We start from the raw sequence: 17,047 nt of genomic DNA on the forward strand, positions 1-17,047 counted from the left end.
TTGCGCATGACCGACAAGCCGGGGGCCGTGCCACCGAGGGCTGTGCCACCGAGGGCCGTCCCGCCGCAAGCTGTCCCGCCGCAGGCCGCCGCGCCGAGGGCCGTCACGCCGAGGACGCAGGGGGCCACAGTCTGGCTCACGGGGCTGCCGAGCGCCGGTAAGACGACGCTCGCCCGTTTCCTGAGCGATCGGCTCAAGGCGGAGGGACATCGGGTGGAGGTCCTCGACGGTGACGAGATACGCCGTTTCCTGTCCGCCGGAATCGGCTCCTCCCGGGCCGACCGGCACGTCAACGTGCAGCGCGTCGGTCTTGTCTCGGAGGTCCTCGCGCGCAACGGCGTCCTGTCCGTCGTCCCCGTGATCGCGCCCTACGCCGACAGCCGTGAGGCGGTGCGGCTGCGGCACGAGAAGAGCGGCACACCGTACATCGAGGTGCATGTCGCGACCCCGGTCGAGGTGTGCCGCGAGCGGGACGTGAAGAACCTGTACGCCGGGCAGGCCGCGGGCGAGCGGTGCGGGCCGGCCGGCGTCGAAGACCCGTACGAGGCGCCGGTCGACCCCGAGCTCGTACTGACGACGCAGGACCGGACCCCGCCGGACTCGGCGGACGCGGTGTACGCCGTGCTGGCGGCGCGGGGGCTGGTGTGAACGCGGCCTTCCCGGCTCACGGGACAGTTCACGGGACAGCTCCCGACGCCTCTCCCGACGCTGCTCCCGGGTACCTCAACTCATGAGTGGCAGACGGGGTTTCGGCGCGTCCGCACGTCCGGTGCGAGGCGGCCGGCTGCCTGCCCGGTAGGGGGCGGGCCAGTCGGCGCCCGGTCCGGTGTATCCCTGCTCGGCGGCTGCGTGCAGGGTCCAGTTCGGGTCGTAGAGGTGCGGCCGGCCGAGGGCGCACAGGTCCGTACGGCCCGCCAGGATCAGTGAGTTGACGTCGTCCCAGGAGGAGATCGCGCCGACCGCGATCACCGGCACTCCCAGCTCGTGCCGGATCCGGTCCGCGAACGGCGTCTGGTACGAGCGTCCGAACTCGGGCCGTTCCTCGGCCACCACCTGGCCGGTCGACACATCGATCGCGTCGGCGCCGTGCGCGGCGAAGGCACGGGCGATCTCGACGGCGTCGTCGGCAGAAGTACCGCCCTCGGCCCAGTCGGTGGCGGAGATACGGACGGTCATCGGCCGTTCCGTCGGCCATACCGCGCGGACCGCGTCGAAGACCTCCAGCGGGAATCGGAGCCGCTCGGCGAGCGAGCCCCCGTAGGCGTCGGTTCGGCGGTTGGTGAGCGGGGAGAGGAAGCCGGACAGCAAGTAGCCGTGGGCGCAGTGCAGTTCGAGCAGGTCGAAGCCGGACCGGGCGGCGCGCTCGGCGGCGGCGGTGAACTCCTCGCGTATGTCGACGAGTTGGGATCCGGTGAGCTCTCGGGGCGTCCGGCCGCCCGGCTTGTACGGCAGCGGGGAGGCGGCCACGAGCGGCCAGTTGCCGTCGGACAGCGGTTCGTCCATGCCCTCCCACATCAGCCTCGTCGACCCCTTGCGACCGGAGTGGCCGAGTTGGACGCCGATCGCGGTACCCGGCGCCCGGTCGTGCACGAAGTCGGTGACCCGCCGCCAGGCATCGGCCTGGTGGTCGGTGTAGAGGCCGGTGCAGCCGGGCGTGATGCGTCCCTCGGGAGACACGCACACCATCTCGGTCATCACCAGTGCGGCCCCGCCGAGCGCGCGGGCGCCGAGGTGGACGAGGTGGAAGTCGCCGGGGAGGCCGTCGCCGGCCGAGTACATGTCCATGGGCGAGACGACGACCCGGTTGCGCAGGGTCAGGCCGCGCAGCCGGAACGGGGTGAACATCGGGGGCGTGCCGGGCGGACAGCCGAACTCCCGCTCCACGGCCTCGGTGAAGTGGGGATCGCGCAGACGCAGGTTGTCGTGGGTGACGCGACGGCTGCGGGTGAGCAGGTTGAAGGCGAATCCGCGGGGCGGCTGGTCGAGGTAGAGGCCGATGTTCTCGAACCACTCCAGGCTGGCCCGGGCAGCCCGTTGGGTGGAGGCGACGACGGGCCCTCGCTCCTCCTCGTATGCGGTCAACGCGGTGTGGGGATCGGGGTGTTCGTTCAGACAGGCCGCCAGCGCCAGGGCGTCCTCGACGGCGAGCTTGGTGCCCGATCCGATGGAGAAGTGGGCGGTGTGGGCGGCGTCGCCCAGCAGGACGACGTTGCCGTGCGACCAGCGTTCGTTGACGACGGTCCGGAACGTGGTCCAGGTGGAGTTGTTGGACTGGAGTGAGCGTCCGCCGAGGGCGTCCGCGAAGATCTTGGCGCAGCGCTCGACCGACTCCTGTTCGTCGAGTTCGTCGAAACCGCTTGCCCGCCAGACCTCCTCGCGCATCTCGATGATCACGGTGGAGGAGTCGGCGGCGTAGGGGTAGCCGTGCAGTTGCATCACGCCGTGCGGGGTCTCGGCGATCTCGAAGCGGAAGGCGTCGAAGGCGAAGTCCGCGGCGAGCCAGATGTAGCGGCAGTGGTGGCCGGACACCCGGGGCCGGAACACCTGGGCGTACGCCTCACGGGTGGCGCTGTGCACACCGTCGGCGGCGATGACGAGGTCGTACTCCCGCGCCAGCCGTGCGGGGTCCGGTGCCTCGGCGCGGAAGCGCAGGTCGACGCCGAGGGAGCGGCAGCGTTCGTGCAGGATCTCCAGGAGTCTGCGCCGGCCGAGGGCGGCGAAGCCGTGTCCGGTGGAGGTGTGGCGGGTGTTCCGGTGCACGATGTCGATGTCGTCCCAGCGGACGAAGTCCTGCTGGAGGGCGGCGTAGACCTGCGGGTCGGCGTGTTCGATGCCGCCGAGGGTCTCGTCGGAGAGGACGACTCCGAAGCCGAAGGTGTCGTCGGGGGCGTTGCGTTCCCAGAGGGTGATCTCGCGGGCGGGGTCGAGGCGTTTCAGCAGGGCCGCGGCGTAGAGACCGCCGGGGCCTCCGCCGATGATCGCGATGCGCCGCGGCCCGTGGCCGGGCCGTGTGCCGGTAGCGGCCGGTGCGGTGGTCGCCGGGGTCCTCGCGTCGGCTGTCATGGTCATCGCCCTCGCCACTTCGGCGGTCGCTTCTGCGAGAACGCCGCGTGGAACTCGGCGTAGTCCTCGCCGTTCATGAGCAGGGCCTGGGTGGCGGCGTCCAGTTCGACGGAGGCGGCGAGCGGCATGTCCAGTTCGGCCGTGAGGAGCGCCTTGGTCTGGGCGTACGCCAGCGCGGGCCCGTCGGCGAGGCGGCGGGCGAGCGCCTGGGCGGCCTCGTCGGACCGGCCCTCGTCCGTCAGTTCGCTGATCAGGCCGATGCGCTCGGCCTCGGGGGCGCGGACCGGTTCTCCGAGCATCAGCAGCCGGGTGGCGTGGCCGAGGCCCACGACCCGGGGCAGCAGGTAGGCGGCGCCCATGTCGCCGCCGGAGAGGCCGACGCGGGTGAAGAGGAACGCGAAGCGGGCGCTGGGGTCGGCGATCCGGAAGTCCGCGGCCAGGGCGAGGACGGCGCCGGCGCCCGCCGCCACGCCGTGCACGGCCGCGATGACAGGGAAGGGGCACTCCCGTACGGCGCGCACGACCTGGCCGGTCATCCGGTTGAAGTCGAGGAGCTGGGCGGTGTCCATGCCGAGGGTGGCGCCGATGATCTCGTCGACGTCTCCGCCGGAGCAGAAGCCGCGGCCCTCGCCGGCCAGTACCAGGGCGCGGACGGACCGCTCCCGGGACAGCTCGGCGAGCAGGTCGCGCAGGTCGGCGTAGGCGCCGAAGGTGAGGGCGTTGAGTTTCTCGGGACGGGCCAGGGTGACGGTGGCGATGCCGTCGGCGTGCTCGACGCGCAGGTGGCGCCAGTCGGAGGTGCGGGCGGCGGAGCCGGTGAAGGGACTCATGAGGGCGGCCTCCTCGACAGTCTCTCCCGAAGTTATCACCTCCTTGTGACTGTCGTCATGAGTACGCGATAGAGGCTCCGGGAAGACTCGCTGTGTCACCGCACGGCATGTTCTCGTCACACACGTCACCGGTCGTCAATAAGGCGGTAACAACGGGATCAGGTGCGCGAGAGGGACCGTTGTCGCGGGTAAGTCGCCGGCAGGGGCCGAAGGTCCCGTACGGCGCCCGACGAGCGCCTCTGCCGGAGGCCGCCGTACCATTCCTAAAGTTGAAAGCAGGACCGCCTGATGTCGATCATCGGACCCTGCGCCATGAACGGACTCGCCTTGTACGAACGCCCCTCCGAGCCGGCCGCCTCCTGGCGTATCGCACTGCCGCACTCCGCCGCGGCCGTGCCGGTGGCCCGTGCGCTGGTCCGAACGGCGCTGGCCGAGCTGAAGCACGGGGCGGACAGCGACACCGCGGAGCTGCTCACCGCCGAACTGGTGGCCAACGCGGTGGAGCACACCGCAGGCGACGACCCGATAGAGCTGGTCGTGGAGTTGCAGCCGACCGGCTGCCAGGTCGAGGTGCACGACCCCGACCCGGTACCGCCCGGCGACCTCACCCGTCCCTCCGGCGAGCCCGACCCCTGGCAGGAGCACGGGCGCGGGCTGCTGCTCATCCGCACCCTCAGCTCGTCCTGCGGGCACCGGCCGACCGACCGGGGCAAGGCGGTGTGGTTCAGGCTGGCAGCCGTTCCGCCGCAGTGGCGCCCGCACCCGGCCTGACCTCGGCCGGCCCGGCCCCACCTGGACCCGACCCGACTCGGCCCGACTCAGCCCGGCCCGGTCCGGTCCGGTCCCGACGGGCGTGCCCGCGTCGGCCGCGAGCGGCCGCACCCGTGGACGGGCCGCCGCGCCCGCGGAGACGACCCGCGGAGGCGACCCCGCGGAGGAGACAGGGAGCGCGGGTCCGGCCCGTCCGCTCAGGCGAGCGTCGCCACCAGCACGGCCTTGATCGTGTGCAAGCGGTTCTCCGCCTCGTCGAAGACGACCGAGTGGGCCGACTCGAACACCTCGTCCGTCACCTCGAGGGAGTCCAGGCCGTAGGTCTCGTGGATCTCGCGGCCGACCTTGGTGCCGAGGTCGTGGAAGGCCGGGAGGCAGTGCAGGAACTTGACGTCCGGATTGCCGGTGGCGCGCAGCACGTCCATGGTCACGGCGTACGGGCCGAGGGCGGCGATCCGCTCGCCCCAGACCTCCTTGGGCTCCCCCATGGAGACCCATACGTCGGTGGCGACGAAGTCGGCGCCCGCCACCCCCTGGGCGAGGTCCTCGGTGAGCAGGATCTCGGCCCCGGAGTCCTCGGCCAGCTTGCGCGCCAGCGCGATCACCTCGTCACCGGGCCAGTACCGCTCGGGGGCGACGATGCGGACGTCCATGCCGAGCAGGGCGCCGGTGACCAGGTAGGAGTTGCCCATGTTGAAGCGGGCGTCGCCGAGGTAGGCGAGCACGAAGCCGTCGTCCACGAGGTTCTTGGCGCAGTGCTCGGTCATCGTGAGCACGTCGGCGAGCATCTGGGTGGGGTGCCAGTCGTCGGTGAGGCCGTTGAACACGGGCACGCCCGCGTGGGCGGCGAGCTCCTCGACCTTCTGCTGGCTGGACCCGCGGTACTCGATGCCGTCGTACATCCGGCCCAGCACCCGGGCGGTGTCCTTCACCGACTCCTTGTGGCCGATCTGGGAGCCGGAGGGGTCGAGGTAGGTGGTGGAGGCGCCCTGGTCGGCGGCGGCGACCTCGAACGCGCAACGGGTGCGCGTCGAGGTCTTCTCGAAGATCAGGGCGATGTTCCTGCCGCGCAGGTGCTGGACCTCGGTCCCGGCCTTCTTGGCGGCCTTCAGCTCGGCGGCCAGCTCGATCAGGCCGCGGAACTCCTCCCCGGTGAAGTCCAGCTCCTTGAGGAAGTGGCGGCCGGCGAGGGCGGTCGGGACTGTCGCCATGGGGGTCGCTCCAGAAGTGCGGTGAAGAGATGCAGGCGCACGGGACGTGCACGGGACTGCGGTCGCAGGGACCCTCGGAAGTCTATACGACCCTTGGCATTTTTATACAGACAGCTGTACGCCTATACGGCACTCCGTTCGACCGGGCAGCTCATGCAGCGCGGCCCGCCCCTCCCCCGGCCCAGCTCACTGCCGGGGATCTCTATCACTTCGATGCCCTGTTTGCGCAGATGGGTGTTGGTGGTGACGTTGCGCTCGTAGGCGACGACGACACCCGGCTCCACGGCGAGGACGTTGCAGCCGTCGTCCCACTGCTCGCGCTCGGCCGCGTGGACGTCCTGGGTCGCGGTGAGCACGCGGATCTCACTCAGGCCGAGGGCGGCGGCGATCGCGCGGTGCATGTGCTCCGGCGGATGGTCGGTGACCTTCAGCTCCTTCTCGCCGACGCCCGGTTCGATGGTGTACGAGCGGAGCATGCCCAGGCCCGCGTACTGGGTGAAGGTGTCGCCGTCGACCATCGTCATCACCGTGTCGAGGTGCATGAAGGCACGCCGCTTCGGCATGTCGAGGGCCACGATGGTCTCGGCCGAGCCCGCCGCGAACAGCTTGTGGGCGAGCATCTCGACGGCCTGCGCGGTGGTGCGCTCGCTCATGCCGATCAGCACGGCGCCGTTGCCGATGACGAGGACGTCACCGCCCTCGATGGTGGACGGATAGTCGGCCTGCCCCTCGGACCAGACACGGAACGTCTCGCCGCGGAACAGGGGATGGTGCCGGTAGATCGCCTCGAAGTGGACGGTCTCACGCTGCCGGGCCGGCCAGCGCATGGCGTTGATCGCGACGCCGTCGTAGATCCAGGCGGAGGTGTCGCGGGTGAAGAGGTGGTTCGGGAGCGGGTCGAGGAGGAAGTCGTCGAGGTCCATCACATGGAAGCGCACGGAGGTCGGTTCGGGATGCGCTTCCAGAAACTCCCGCTTGGTCATGCCGCCGACGAGGGCCTCCACCAGTACCGGGGCGGGGAGTGCCTCGAAGGCGGCGCGGAGGTGGTCGGTGGCGAGCACCCCGTACTCCTTCTCGTCGAAGACGCGGTCCAGGACGAGCGCTCGGGCCGCCGGGATCGCCAGGGCCTCGGTGAGCAGGTCGCCGAAGAGGTGTACGGCGACACCGCGGTCGCGCAGCACGTCGGCGAACCCGTCGTGCTCGGCGCGCGCCCGGCGCACCCACAGCACGTCGTCGAAGAGAAGTGCGTCCTTGTTGCTGGGGGTGAGCCTTTTGAGCTCGAGATCCGGCCGGTGCAGGATGACGCGGCGCAGCCGCCCGGCCTCGGAGTCGACATGGAAACCCATGTCTCCATCCTGACCATCGGGGACCACCTTCACCCCCTACTGGACCGTTTCCGCACGAGCTTGTTCCTCCCGGCGCTCCCCTTCCCCGCCTTCCGCCGCCTTCCACCACCCCCCTTTCCGTTCTCGTCCCCTTGACGACAAGAGGAACGCACGGCTATCGTTTTCTTTATCGTCGCATTGACGAGAAACGGAACGAGGGGGGTCTCTCATGGCCGACATCACCCGGCGCCTGGGCTGGCGCCATCTGCGCGGCGCCCCGACGGCGCACGTGCGCCACCACCGCTCCGGCACGCTGGCGCACGACGGTCCCGGGCTCAGCTTCTGGTTCCGCTCACTGAGCGCGGCGCTCTCCGAAGTACCCGTGGACGACCGCGAGTTGGCGATGACCTTCCACGCCCGTACGGCCGACTTCCAGGACGTGGCGGTGCAGGCGACGGTCACCTACCGGATCAGCGACCCGGCCGTCGCCGCCGCCCGCCTCGACTTCTCCATCGACCCCGACACGGGCGTGTGGCGCGGCGCGCCCCTGGAGCAGCTCGGCACCCTGCTGACGGAGACGGCGCAGCAGCACGCGCTGGACGTCCTCGCGCGTACGTCGCTGGCGTCGGCGCTGATGGACGGCGTGAAGTCGGTGCGGGAGCGGGTCGCGGCGGGGCTGGCGGCCGAGCCGCGCCTGCCGGCCACGGGCATCGAGATCGTGGCCGTGCGAGTCGTCGCGCTGCGTCCGGAACCGGAGGTGGAGCGGGCGCTGCGCACCCCGGCACGTGAGCAGATCCAGCAGGAGGCCGACCGGGCGACGTACGAGCGGCGCGCGGTGGCCGTCGAGCGGGAGCGGACGATCGCCGAGAACGAGCTGGCCAGCAAGATCGAACTGGCCCGCCGTGAGGAGCAGCTGGTCGAGCAGCGCGGTACGAACACCCGCCGCGAGGCCGAGGAGAACGCGGCGGCCGACAAGGTACGGGCCGAGGCGGAGGCGACGCGGTCCGTACGGCTCGCGGAGGCGGAGGCCGCGCGGGCGGTGAAGCTGGCGGAGGCGGAGGCCGCGAAGCAGGTGCGGCTGGCGGACGCCGAGGCACAGCGCACGGAGCGGCTGAGCCAGGTGGAGGCGGCGCGCACGGTCCGGCTCGCGGAGGCGGAGGCGGCCCGCTCGGTCCAGCTCGCCCACGCCGAGGCGCAGGCGGCGCGCGAGGTCGGCGAGGCGCGGGCCCAGGCACAGGCGGCCTGGCTGCGCGTGCACGCGGACGTCGACGTGGCGACCCTGCACGCCCTCACCGGGTCACGTCTCGCCGAGAACCTGCCGCGCATCGACAGCGTGACGATCTCGCCGGACGTCCTCACCGGCCTCCTGTCGAGGTTCGGCGCCGGGGAACACGAATGAGTCTCGCCCCGCGGGCCGTGCTGGTCCACCGCACCACGGAGTACGAGGAGTTGGTGGCCCGGCACGGCACCCACGGCCAGGTCGCCTTCTTCCTCTCCTCGCGGGGCCGGGACATCGAGGAGGTCGCCGAACGCCATCGGCGCACCAGGCGGGCCATGGCCGAGGTGACAGCGGCCGTTCCCCTGACCTGGCGTCAGACCCGGGTGGAGCGAGCGGACTTGGACCGTTTCCTCTTCGCACCCGAGGACGTGGTGGTCGTGGTCGGCCAGGACGGACTGGTGGCGAACGCCGCCAAGTACCTGGCCGGTCAGCCGGTGGTGGGCATCGACACCGACCCCGGCCGCAACCCGGGCGTCCTGGTCCGCCACCGCCCCGCGGACGCCCGGCTGCTCCTGCCCTCCGTGCTCGCGGCGGGCACCGGCACGGACGGGCTGACCATGGTCGAGGCGGTGGCCGACGACACCCAGCGGCTGCTGGCCCTCAACGAGATCTATCTGGGCGCCGCCGGGCACCAGACCGCCCGCTACCGCCTGGGCCTCGACGACGACGGGGGTGCCGTCGAGGCCCAGGCCTCCTCCGGGGTGCTGGTGGGCACGGGTACCGGGGCGACCGGCTGGATCCGGTCGGTGTGGCAGGAGCGGGGCGCGGGCGGTGTTGCGGGCCTGCGCCTGCCGGGCCCGACGGAGGACCGCCTCGTGTGGTTCGTGCGGGAGGCGTGGCCGTCCCCGGCGACCGGCACCTCACTGGTCGCGGGCGAGCTCGCGGCGGGCGGCCGCCTGACCCTCACCGTCGAGTCGGAACGGCTCATCGCCTTCGGGGACGGGATCGAGAGCGACGCGGTGGAGCTGACGTGGGGGCAACGGGTACGGGTGGGGCGGGCGGAAGCGGCACTGCAGCTCGTCGGCTGACCGGCACCGCCGTCCTCACCGGCCGGGCCGTGCCTCGCCCGGCAGCGCGCCCGGGCGTCCGGCCTGCGGGTACGCGGCCGGCCGGGCCGGTGGTGCGGAGAACCGAACATGACATGCCCGGGAGTCGCCCATGGGCCGAACGGTCACGCGCCCCCGCCCGCCCGCGCCACGGCGTTCCGCGGAGGCGGGGCGGGGCGGACGGGGGCGCAGCCGTCGGGACCCGGTCCGCGCGGGGGCACGGACCGGGCGGGGGCACGGACCGGGCGGAGGCACGGACCGGGCGGAGGCACGGACCGGGCGAAGGACTCACAACCGCGGGTCCACCGGCTCCGACTCCAGGGCCAGGACACCGAAGACCGCCTCGTGGACGCGCCACAGGGGCTCGCCCTCCGCCAGACGGGCCAGGGCCTCCAGGCCGAGGGCGTACTCGCGGATCGCCAACGACCGTTTGTGGTTGAGGAAGCGGCCGCGCAGTCGGGTGAGGTTGTCGGGGCGGGTGTACTCCGGACCGTAGATGATCCGGAGGTACTCGCGGCCCCGGCACTTGATGCCGGGCTGGACCAGACGGCCCCCGCCTCCCCCGCTCCCGGCCTCGCCCGATCGGGGGGACCCCTGCCGGACCAGCGCGCCCAGGGGCTTGACGACCATGCCCTCGCCGCCTCGGCCCGTCATCTCCAGCCACCAGTCGACGCCGGCCCGGACCGACTCAGGGTCGGCCGTGTCGACGTACAGACGCCGGGTCGTCTGGAGCAGGCCCGTGTTGTCGTGTTCCACCAGCCGGTCGAGGAGCGACAGCTGCTGGTCGTGGGGCAGGTCGGTGAGGCTGCGCCCCTGGACCGCGAGGATCTGGAACGGGGCCAGGCGTACGCCGTCCAGGCCGTCCGTCGTCCAGCAGTAGCGCCGGTACGCCTCGGTGAACGCGGCCGCGTCAAGGGCGCGTTCACGCTGGCGGGACAGGAGGCCCCCGACGTCGACGCCCCGCGCCGCCGCGCCCTCCAGCGCGGACAGGGCACCCGGGAAGACCGCGCGGGACGCGGCGCCCACGGCCGCGTACTGCGAGCGGAGCAGACCCGAGGCCTTCAGCGACCAGGGCATCAGCTCGGCGTCCAGCAGAAGCCAGTCCACCGTGCCGGAGGCGCTGTCGGGTGCGGCCAGCTCCGACCAGAGGCCCGCCTCGTCCACCGCCGTCCGTATCCGGCCGAGGATCTCCTCCGTCACGCTCTCGTCGTCGAAGAACGGCCGGCCCGTGCGGGTGTAGAGGGATCCGGTGGGGCCGTCCACTCCGAAACGCTTTCGCGCTGTTTCCGCGTCCCGGCACACCAGGGCCACCGCCCTCGAGCCCATGTGCTTCTCCTCGCACACGACCCGCGCGACACCGTCCTGCGCGTACTGCGCGAACGCCTCCGCCGGGTGCTCCAGGTAGCCCTCGACGTGCGAGGTGGCCGTGGGGGCCATCGTCGGCGGCAGGTACGGCAGCAGCCGCGGGTCCACCGCGAAACGGCTCATGACCTCCAGGGCCGCGGCCGCGTTCTCCTCGCGGATCGAGACACGGTTCTGGCCGTCGTAACGGGTTTCGACAATGCGTCGGCCGTGCACGTCCGCCAGGTCCAGCGGGCGTCCGTCGTGCCCGCCGGGAGCCTCGGAGCGCAGCGGCTTCGTCGGCTCGTACCAGACCTGCTCCGCCGGTACGTCGACCAGCTCGCGCTCCGGCCAGCGCAACGCGGTCAGCTTGCCGCCGAACACGGCGCCGGTGTCCAGGCAGATGGTGTTGTTCAGCCAGGTGGCCTCCGGGACGGGCGTGTGGCCGTAGACCACCGCCGCGCGGCCCCGGTAGTCCTCCGCCCACGGGTAACGCACCGGCAGTCCGAACTCGTCGGTCTCGCCGGTCGTGTCGCCGTACAGCGCGTGCGAGCGGACGCGCCCGGAGGTACGGCCGTGGTACTTCTCCGGCAGACCCGCGTGGCAGACCACCAGCCTGCCGCCGTCGAGGACGTAGTGGCTGACGAGACCGTCGATGAACTCCCTCACCTCGGCGCGGAACTCCTCGCTCTCGCTCTCCATCTGCTCGACGGTCTCGGCCAGGCCGTGGGTGTGCTGGACCTTGCGGCCGCGCAGGTGACGGCCGTACTTGTTCTCGTGGTTGCCGGGAACGCAGAGGGCGTTGCCCGACCCGACCATCGACATCACGCGGCGCAGGACGCCCGGGCTGTCCGGTCCCCGGTCGACCAGGTCGCCGACGAACACGGCCTGCCTGCCGTCCGGGTGGACGCCGTCCGCGTACCCCAACTTGCCGAGGAGGCCCTCCAGTTCGAAGGCGCAGCCGTGGATGTCGCCGATGATGTCGAAGGGGCCGGTGAGGTGGGTCAGGTCGTTGTAGCGCTTCTCGGTGACGACCGAGGCGTTCTCGATCTCCTCGACACCCCGCAGGACGTGCACCTTGCGGAAGCCCTCGCGCTCCAAGTGGCGCAGCGAGCGGCGCAGTTCGCGGGTGTGGCGCTGGATGACCCGGCGGGGCATGTCGGCGCGGTCGGTGCGGGCCGCGTTGCGTTCGGCGCACACCTCCTCCGGCACGTCCAGCACGATGGCGATGGGCAGCACGTCGTACTGTTTCGCCAGCTCGATCAGCTGGCGGCGGGAGTCCTGCTGCACGCTGGTGGCGTCGACGACGGTCCGGCGGCCGGCCGCGAGCCGCTTGCCCGCGATGTAGTGCAGGACGTCGAAGGCGTCCCGTGTCGCGCTCTGGTCGTTCTCGTCGTCGGAGACCAGACCTCGGCAGAAGTCGGAGGAGATGATCTCGGTGGGCTTGAAGTTGCGGCGGGCGAAGGTGGACTTGCCGGACCCCGACGCGCCGATCAGGACGACGAGGGAGAGATCGGTGACGGGCAGCACACGGCCCTGCTTCGGGGAAACCTGAGTCTCGGTCATGCTGCCTTCGCCTCCTTCTCGTGGACGCTGCTCATGGTGAAAACGGCCATCTGGGTGGGCGGGCCGACCTCCGGGTCGTCCAGGCCGACCGGGACGAACTCGACGGCGTAGCCGTGCCGTTCGGCGACCGCGGCCGCCCAGCCGCGGAACTCCGCACGGGTCCACTCGAAGCGGTGGTCGCCGTGCCGGACGTGACCTGCCGGGAGGCTCTCCCAACGGACGTTGTACTCGACGTTCGGGGTGGTCACCAGGACCGTGCGCGGACGGGCCGCACCGAACACCGCGTACTCCAGAGCGGGCAGTCTGGGCAGGTCGAGGTGCTCGATCACCTCGCTGAGCACGGCCGCGTCGTACCCCTTCAGGCGGGCGTCGGTGTAGGCGAGCGAGCTCTGGACGAGCTGGACGCGGGAGGCCTGCCGCTCGCCCATCCGGTCCAGCTTCAGCCGGCGGGAGGCGATGGTGAGCGCGCGCATCGACACGTCGACGCCGACGATCTCGGTGAAGCGCGGGTCCTTCAGCAGCGCCTGCACCAACTGGCCCTGTCCGCAGCCGAGGTCGAGGACCCGGGCGGCGCCGGACTCCGTCAGCGCCGTGACGATCGCCTCGCGGCGCAGCACGGCCAGCGGGGTCGGCCGGTCCTCCGTCTCGGCCTCGGGCTCGACCGCGTTGTCGATCTCCTCGACCTCGCTGTCGTCGGCCTCGGCGAGCCGGACCAGTTCCAGCCGCTCCATCGCCTGCCGGGTCAGCGACCAGCGGCGGGAGAGGAAACGGCTGGTGATCAGTTTCTGCTGGGGGTGGTCGGACAGCCAACCCTCACCGGCGCGCAGCAGCTTGTCGACCTCGTCGGAGGAGACCCAGTAGTGCTTGGCGTCGTCGAGGACGGGCAGCAGGACGTACAGGTGGCGCAGGGCCTCGGCGACGGTGAGCGTCTCCGACTCCAGGACCAGGCTCACGTACCGCGAGTCACCCCACTCCTCGAACTCCGTGTCGAGGGGCACCGGTTCGGCGCTCACGGCCCAGCCGAGCGGCTCGAAGAGACCGCGTACGAGGTCGACGCCGCCCCGGGCGGGCAGTGCGGGCACCTCGACGCGCAACGGCCTCGCCTGCGCCGGGAGTTCCGGCTTGGCCGCGCACACGCCGCGCATCGCGCTGCTGAACACGCCGCTCAGGGCGACCGCGAGGAGCGAGGAGGCCGCGTAGGGGCGGTCGTTGACGTACTGGGCGAGGGCCGCGTCCGGAGCACCGCCCCGGCCCTTGCCCTTGCCGCGCCGGACCAGCGCCACGGCGTCCACCTCCAGCAGCAGCGCCGCCGTGCAGCGCTCGGCATCGGCCTCGGGGTAGAGGACGTGGGCCTTGCCGTAGGAGGTGGAGAACGCCTGCGCCTTGTCGGGATGCTTGTGCAGCAGGAAACCCAGGTCGGTGGCGGGGCGTTCGGGAGTGCCGGTGGTGCTGATCGTCAGGAACACGTGGGTGCCTCGGTAGGGTTCGGAAGGAGGAGCGGAAGCGCTGATCGTGCGCTCGCGCACCCCTACAACGTACAGAGAACGCTTCCGCGCCACTCGCGATTTTTCAAGCCACCCGACACCTGTCCGCGCTGGTCAGACACCGGTCCGTCGGGGGCGACGCGGCGGGCCCGCCCCTCGGCCGGGGCCGTCCGGGGCGTCCGGAAATACCGGCGGCATCCGGTTTCCGACAGTTTCCGGAATCCGAGGGCATCCAGTATCCGAAAGCGTCCGGAATCGGAAAGCATCTGATTTCTGATGGAATCCGGTTTCTGGTGGACTTCGGTTCCTGGCGGACTTCGGTTCCTGGTGGAATCCGGTTCCTGGTGGAATCCGGTTCCTGGTGGCATCCGGTTCCTGGTGGCATCTGCTTCCGGACGGCTACCCGGACCTTCCGGCGGGCCGCCGTTCCGGCCCTCCGCCGGCTACTCCGGCGTGGATCGCCAGGGGCTGACGCCCAGCTTTCCGGTGGTGCCGAGGTCCAGGTGGGGGGTCACCATCACCGGCGCGGCGTCGGAGGTGGCTCGCACCCTGACGTACGGGACGTCGACCGCGGTGCCTGAGCCGGTGGTGTTGCGCCACATCAGGCCGGCGCTCGCCCGTTCGCCGGGCTTCAGGGTGACGGGCCGGGGCGGGTCGTCGAAGCCTGTGACGGTGGAGATGCCGCCGCTGCCCTTGAAGATCTCGACGCCGTCGACCGGCTCATGGTCCTCGTCCAGGAGGCTCACCTGCGGATAACCGTCCACGGTGTAGTCCCGCTGTCCGCAGTTCTCCAGGGCGAGTCCCACGACCCGCAGCCCCATCGCCGCGTCGCCGTCGTCGGCCGAGACGCGGATCCCCGAGGGCGGGCAGACCCCGGCCTCGGCCGGCGCCTCGGCCGCCGGGACCTTGGTCACCTCGCCGACCTTCACCGTCGTCACCGGGGACGCTCCCGGTACGAGCGTCCCCGGTCGGACGGTCCCCCGTACCGTCCGGCCGGCCCCCACCGAGCGCACGGTCACCTTCTCGTTGCTCATGACCTCGCCCGCGCTTGTCGTGAAGTCGAAACGGACGGTGTACGTCAGCTCTTCGGCACCGGAATTGGTCACCTCGTAGGCGGCCGAGATGCCGGAGTCGGCGGCGAGCCCGGTCGGGAGGCGTTCGGCCTTCACGGGACCGCCGCCGGATGCGCCGGGGGTCGCGGCGGCGGAGGGGACGGTCACCGAGGTGATCCGGACCCCGTCCACGGCGGGCTCGGTGACCTGGGTCCGCGGCGTCGAGCCGCTCGCGCCGACGCCGCCGTTCTGCGTACCGGCGTGTTCCGATCCGCAGGCCGTGGCGAGCAGCACGGCGGCGAGGGCCGGGAGAAGGGCGAGGGGTCTGCGCATCCGGCCACCTCATCAGGGCCCGGCCATGCCGACTGTGACGGAGGCCACACCTCCGGTCACAGCCGTGTCACAGAAGATCGGCGCCGCGCCTTCGCCGCCGGACGAGGAGGACAACGATGTCCGAGCCGGGCCGGGGTGCGCCGCCCTCCACGTCCCCGATCGCCGTACTAGGTCAGCTGAGCCTGCACCTGGGCGGAGATCAGCTCCAGGTGGTCCAGGTCGTGCAGGTCGAGGACCTGGAGGTAGAACCGCCGGGAGCCGGCCTCGGCGTACCGGCCGATCTTGTCGACGACCTCGGCCGGGGAACCTGCCAGCCCGTTGGCCTTCAGCTCGTCGACCTCTCGGCCGATCGCGGCGGCGCGCCGGGCGAGTTCCTGGTCGTCCTTGCCGACGCAGACGACGAGGGCGTTGGAGAAGGTGATCGCGTCGGCCGCCCGGCCGATCTCCTGCGCGGCGGCCCGCACCCGGCCGAACTGGCGCTCACTGTCCTCGACCGAGCCGAACGGCATGTTGAACTCGTCGGCGAACCGGGCGGCCAGCCGCGGCGTGCGGGTCGCACCGGTGCCGCCGATCAGCACCGGGATCTTCGCCTGCGCGGGCTTGGGCAGCGCGGGCGAGCCGGTGAGGTCGTAGTACGTGCCGTGGAAGTCGTAGGTCTTGCCGAGCTCCGTCGCCCACAGGCCCGTGACGATCTCCAGCTGCTCCTCCAGCCGGCCGATCTTCTCCTTCGGGAAGGGGATGCCGTACGCCGTGTGCTCCTCCTCGAACCAGCCCGCGCCCAGGCCCAGTTCGACACGCCCGCCGGACATCTGGTCCACCTGCGCGACCTGGATGGCGAGGACGCCGGGCAGCCGGAAGGTGCCGGCGGTCATCAGCGTGCCGAGGCGTATGCGCCGGGTTTCGCGGGCGAGCCCGGCGAGGGTGGTCCAGGCGTCGGTGGGGCCCGGGAGGCCGCTCACGTCGCCCATCTTCAGGTAGTGGTCGGACCGGAAGAAGGCGTCGAACCCGAGGTCCTCGGTGGCCTTGGCCACGGTGAGGAGAGTGTCGTAGGTCGCCCCCTGCTGGGGCTCGGTGAAGATACGCAGATCCATATCTCCATCCTGCACTCCGGCCCTCCCGCCGACCCCACCGGTCCCCTGCCCACCCCCACCCCCCTCCGCCGAGCGCCGGGCTGGGTCGGCTTTCCTCACCTCTCCGGCAGGGCGCCCTCCCTCTCCTCCCGTTCCTCCCTCGCCGCCAGCTTGCGCAGCATCTCCAGGACCCGGTCCCTGGACTCGTCCGCCGCGTCGATGGCCTCCATGCACTTCCAGTACGTGCCCTGGTCGTCCGCCGAGCTCGCCAGGCCGACGAGCGCGATGCCGACCTCGCCCAGCAGGCCGCTCAGATCGAGCAGGGCCCGGCGGGCGTCGTCCAGTTCGGTGAGCCGAGCGGCGAGCAGATCACCGGGGTCGAGGTCCGGCGCACCCAGCACACCGCAGCCTCTGCCCGCCAGTTCGGTCAGTCCCAGTGCCTCGCCGCGCAGTTCGGGCGGGCCCGAGACGGCCAGGCGACTGCCGATCGCCTGCGCCAGGGCCTGCGCCTGCCACACCTCCGCGAGGATCCTCGCTCCTTCGCCGCCGCCCGCGAGCGCGCGCCTGCTCGTCAGGATGAGCCGCACCGCGTCCATGCGCTGCCCCCGTCTGCCCCGACGTGCTGCTCGCACGTCCGCCCGAACACCCGTGTCCATCAGTCCACTACCCAGAGTGA

13 protein-coding genes are annotated in these 17,047 nt (G+C 71.7%); 4 read left to right on the top strand and 9 right to left on the bottom strand.

Translation table 11 applies throughout. The features are described from left to right. Window positions 1–6 precede the first annotated feature (6 nt). A complete protein-coding gene (cysC, locus tag ABT070_RS14450; RefSeq protein ID WP_351759487.1) occupies window positions 7–648 on the top strand; it encodes an adenylyl-sulfate kinase in 642 nt (213 codons plus the stop codon). Window positions 649–723: 75 nt separating this feature from the next. Here the strand turns inward: cysC and ABT070_RS14455 are convergent, their stop codons facing one another. Together ABT070_RS14455 and ABT070_RS14460 are read right to left on the bottom strand one after the other, a co-directional pair. Then, on the bottom strand, window positions 724–3,063 hold the full coding sequence (locus tag ABT070_RS14455) for a bifunctional salicylyl-CoA 5-hydroxylase/oxidoreductase (protein WP_451100214.1): 2,340 nt from the start codon (window positions 3,061–3,063) through the stop codon (window positions 724–726). Between the two features lie 2 nt (window positions 3,064–3,065). Beyond that, window positions 3,066–3,893 (bottom strand): enoyl-CoA hydratase family protein, encoded by an 828-nt coding sequence (locus tag ABT070_RS14460; RefSeq protein ID WP_351759492.1) that lies wholly within the window; start codon window positions 3,891–3,893, stop codon window positions 3,066–3,068. A 312-nt stretch (window positions 3,894–4,205) separates the two neighbouring features. Between ABT070_RS14460 and ABT070_RS14465 the strand changes: the two genes are divergently transcribed. Continuing rightward, the gene (locus ABT070_RS14465) at window positions 4,206–4,664 is read left to right on the top strand and encodes an ATP-binding protein (RefSeq protein ID WP_351759670.1); all 459 of its coding nucleotides are present in this window, start codon (window positions 4,206–4,208) and stop codon (window positions 4,662–4,664) included. 197 nt (window positions 4,665–4,861) lie between these two features. Here ABT070_RS14465 and argF read toward each other — a convergent pair whose 3' ends face one another. Next, window positions 4,862–5,875, bottom strand: a complete 1,014-nt coding sequence (gene argF / locus ABT070_RS14470; RefSeq protein ID WP_351759495.1) for an ornithine carbamoyltransferase — start codon at window positions 5,873–5,875, stop codon at window positions 4,862–4,864. 122 nt (window positions 5,876–5,997) lie between these two features. Beyond that, window positions 5,998–7,221, bottom strand: a complete 1,224-nt coding sequence (locus tag ABT070_RS14475; protein WP_351759498.1) for an arginine deiminase — start codon at window positions 7,219–7,221, stop codon at window positions 5,998–6,000. Between the two features lie 208 nt (window positions 7,222–7,429). Between ABT070_RS14475 and ABT070_RS14480 the strand changes: the two genes are divergently transcribed. Continuing rightward, window positions 7,430–8,599 (top strand): SPFH domain-containing protein, encoded by a 1,170-nt coding sequence (locus ABT070_RS14480; protein WP_351759501.1) that lies wholly within the window; start codon window positions 7,430–7,432, stop codon window positions 8,597–8,599. Continuing rightward, window positions 8,596–9,507 (top strand): diacylglycerol kinase catalytic domain-containing protein, encoded by a 912-nt coding sequence (locus tag ABT070_RS14485; protein ID WP_351759504.1) that lies wholly within the window; start codon window positions 8,596–8,598, stop codon window positions 9,505–9,507. The genes ABT070_RS14480 and ABT070_RS14485 overlap by 4 nt, the downstream gene beginning before the upstream one ends. Window positions 9,508–9,813: 306 nt before the next feature. Here ABT070_RS14485 and ABT070_RS14490 read toward each other — a convergent pair whose 3' ends face one another. The 5 genes from ABT070_RS14490 to ABT070_RS14510 form a co-directional block, all read right to left on the bottom strand. Further along, a complete protein-coding gene (locus ABT070_RS14490; RefSeq protein WP_351759507.1) occupies window positions 9,814–12,432 on the bottom strand; it encodes a polynucleotide kinase-phosphatase in 2,619 nt (872 codons plus the stop codon). Continuing rightward, entirely contained in the window at window positions 12,429–13,898 is a 1,470-nt protein-coding gene (locus tag ABT070_RS14495; protein WP_351759509.1) for a 3' terminal RNA ribose 2'-O-methyltransferase Hen1, read from the bottom strand. The genes ABT070_RS14490 and ABT070_RS14495 overlap by 4 nt, the downstream gene beginning before the upstream one ends. 461 nt (window positions 13,899–14,359) lie before the next feature. Next, entirely contained in the window at window positions 14,360–15,301 is a 942-nt protein-coding gene (locus ABT070_RS14500; RefSeq protein ID WP_351759512.1) for a DUF4232 domain-containing protein, read from the bottom strand. Window positions 15,302–15,468: 167 nt separating this feature from the next. Further along, window positions 15,469–16,392, bottom strand: coding sequence for an LLM class F420-dependent oxidoreductase (locus tag ABT070_RS14505; RefSeq protein WP_351759514.1), 924 nt, complete (start codon window positions 16,390–16,392; stop codon window positions 15,469–15,471). Window positions 16,393–16,487: 95 nt separating this feature from the next. Then, on the bottom strand, window positions 16,488–16,967 hold the full coding sequence (locus ABT070_RS14510; protein WP_351759517.1) for a DUF6099 family protein: 480 nt from the start codon (window positions 16,965–16,967) through the stop codon (window positions 16,488–16,490). Between the last annotated feature and the right edge of the window lie 80 nt (window positions 16,968–17,047).

This window comes from Streptomyces sp. NPDC002884 (assembly GCF_040295245.1).
Taxonomy (GTDB): Bacteria; Actinomycetota; Actinomycetes; order Streptomycetales; family Streptomycetaceae; genus Streptomyces.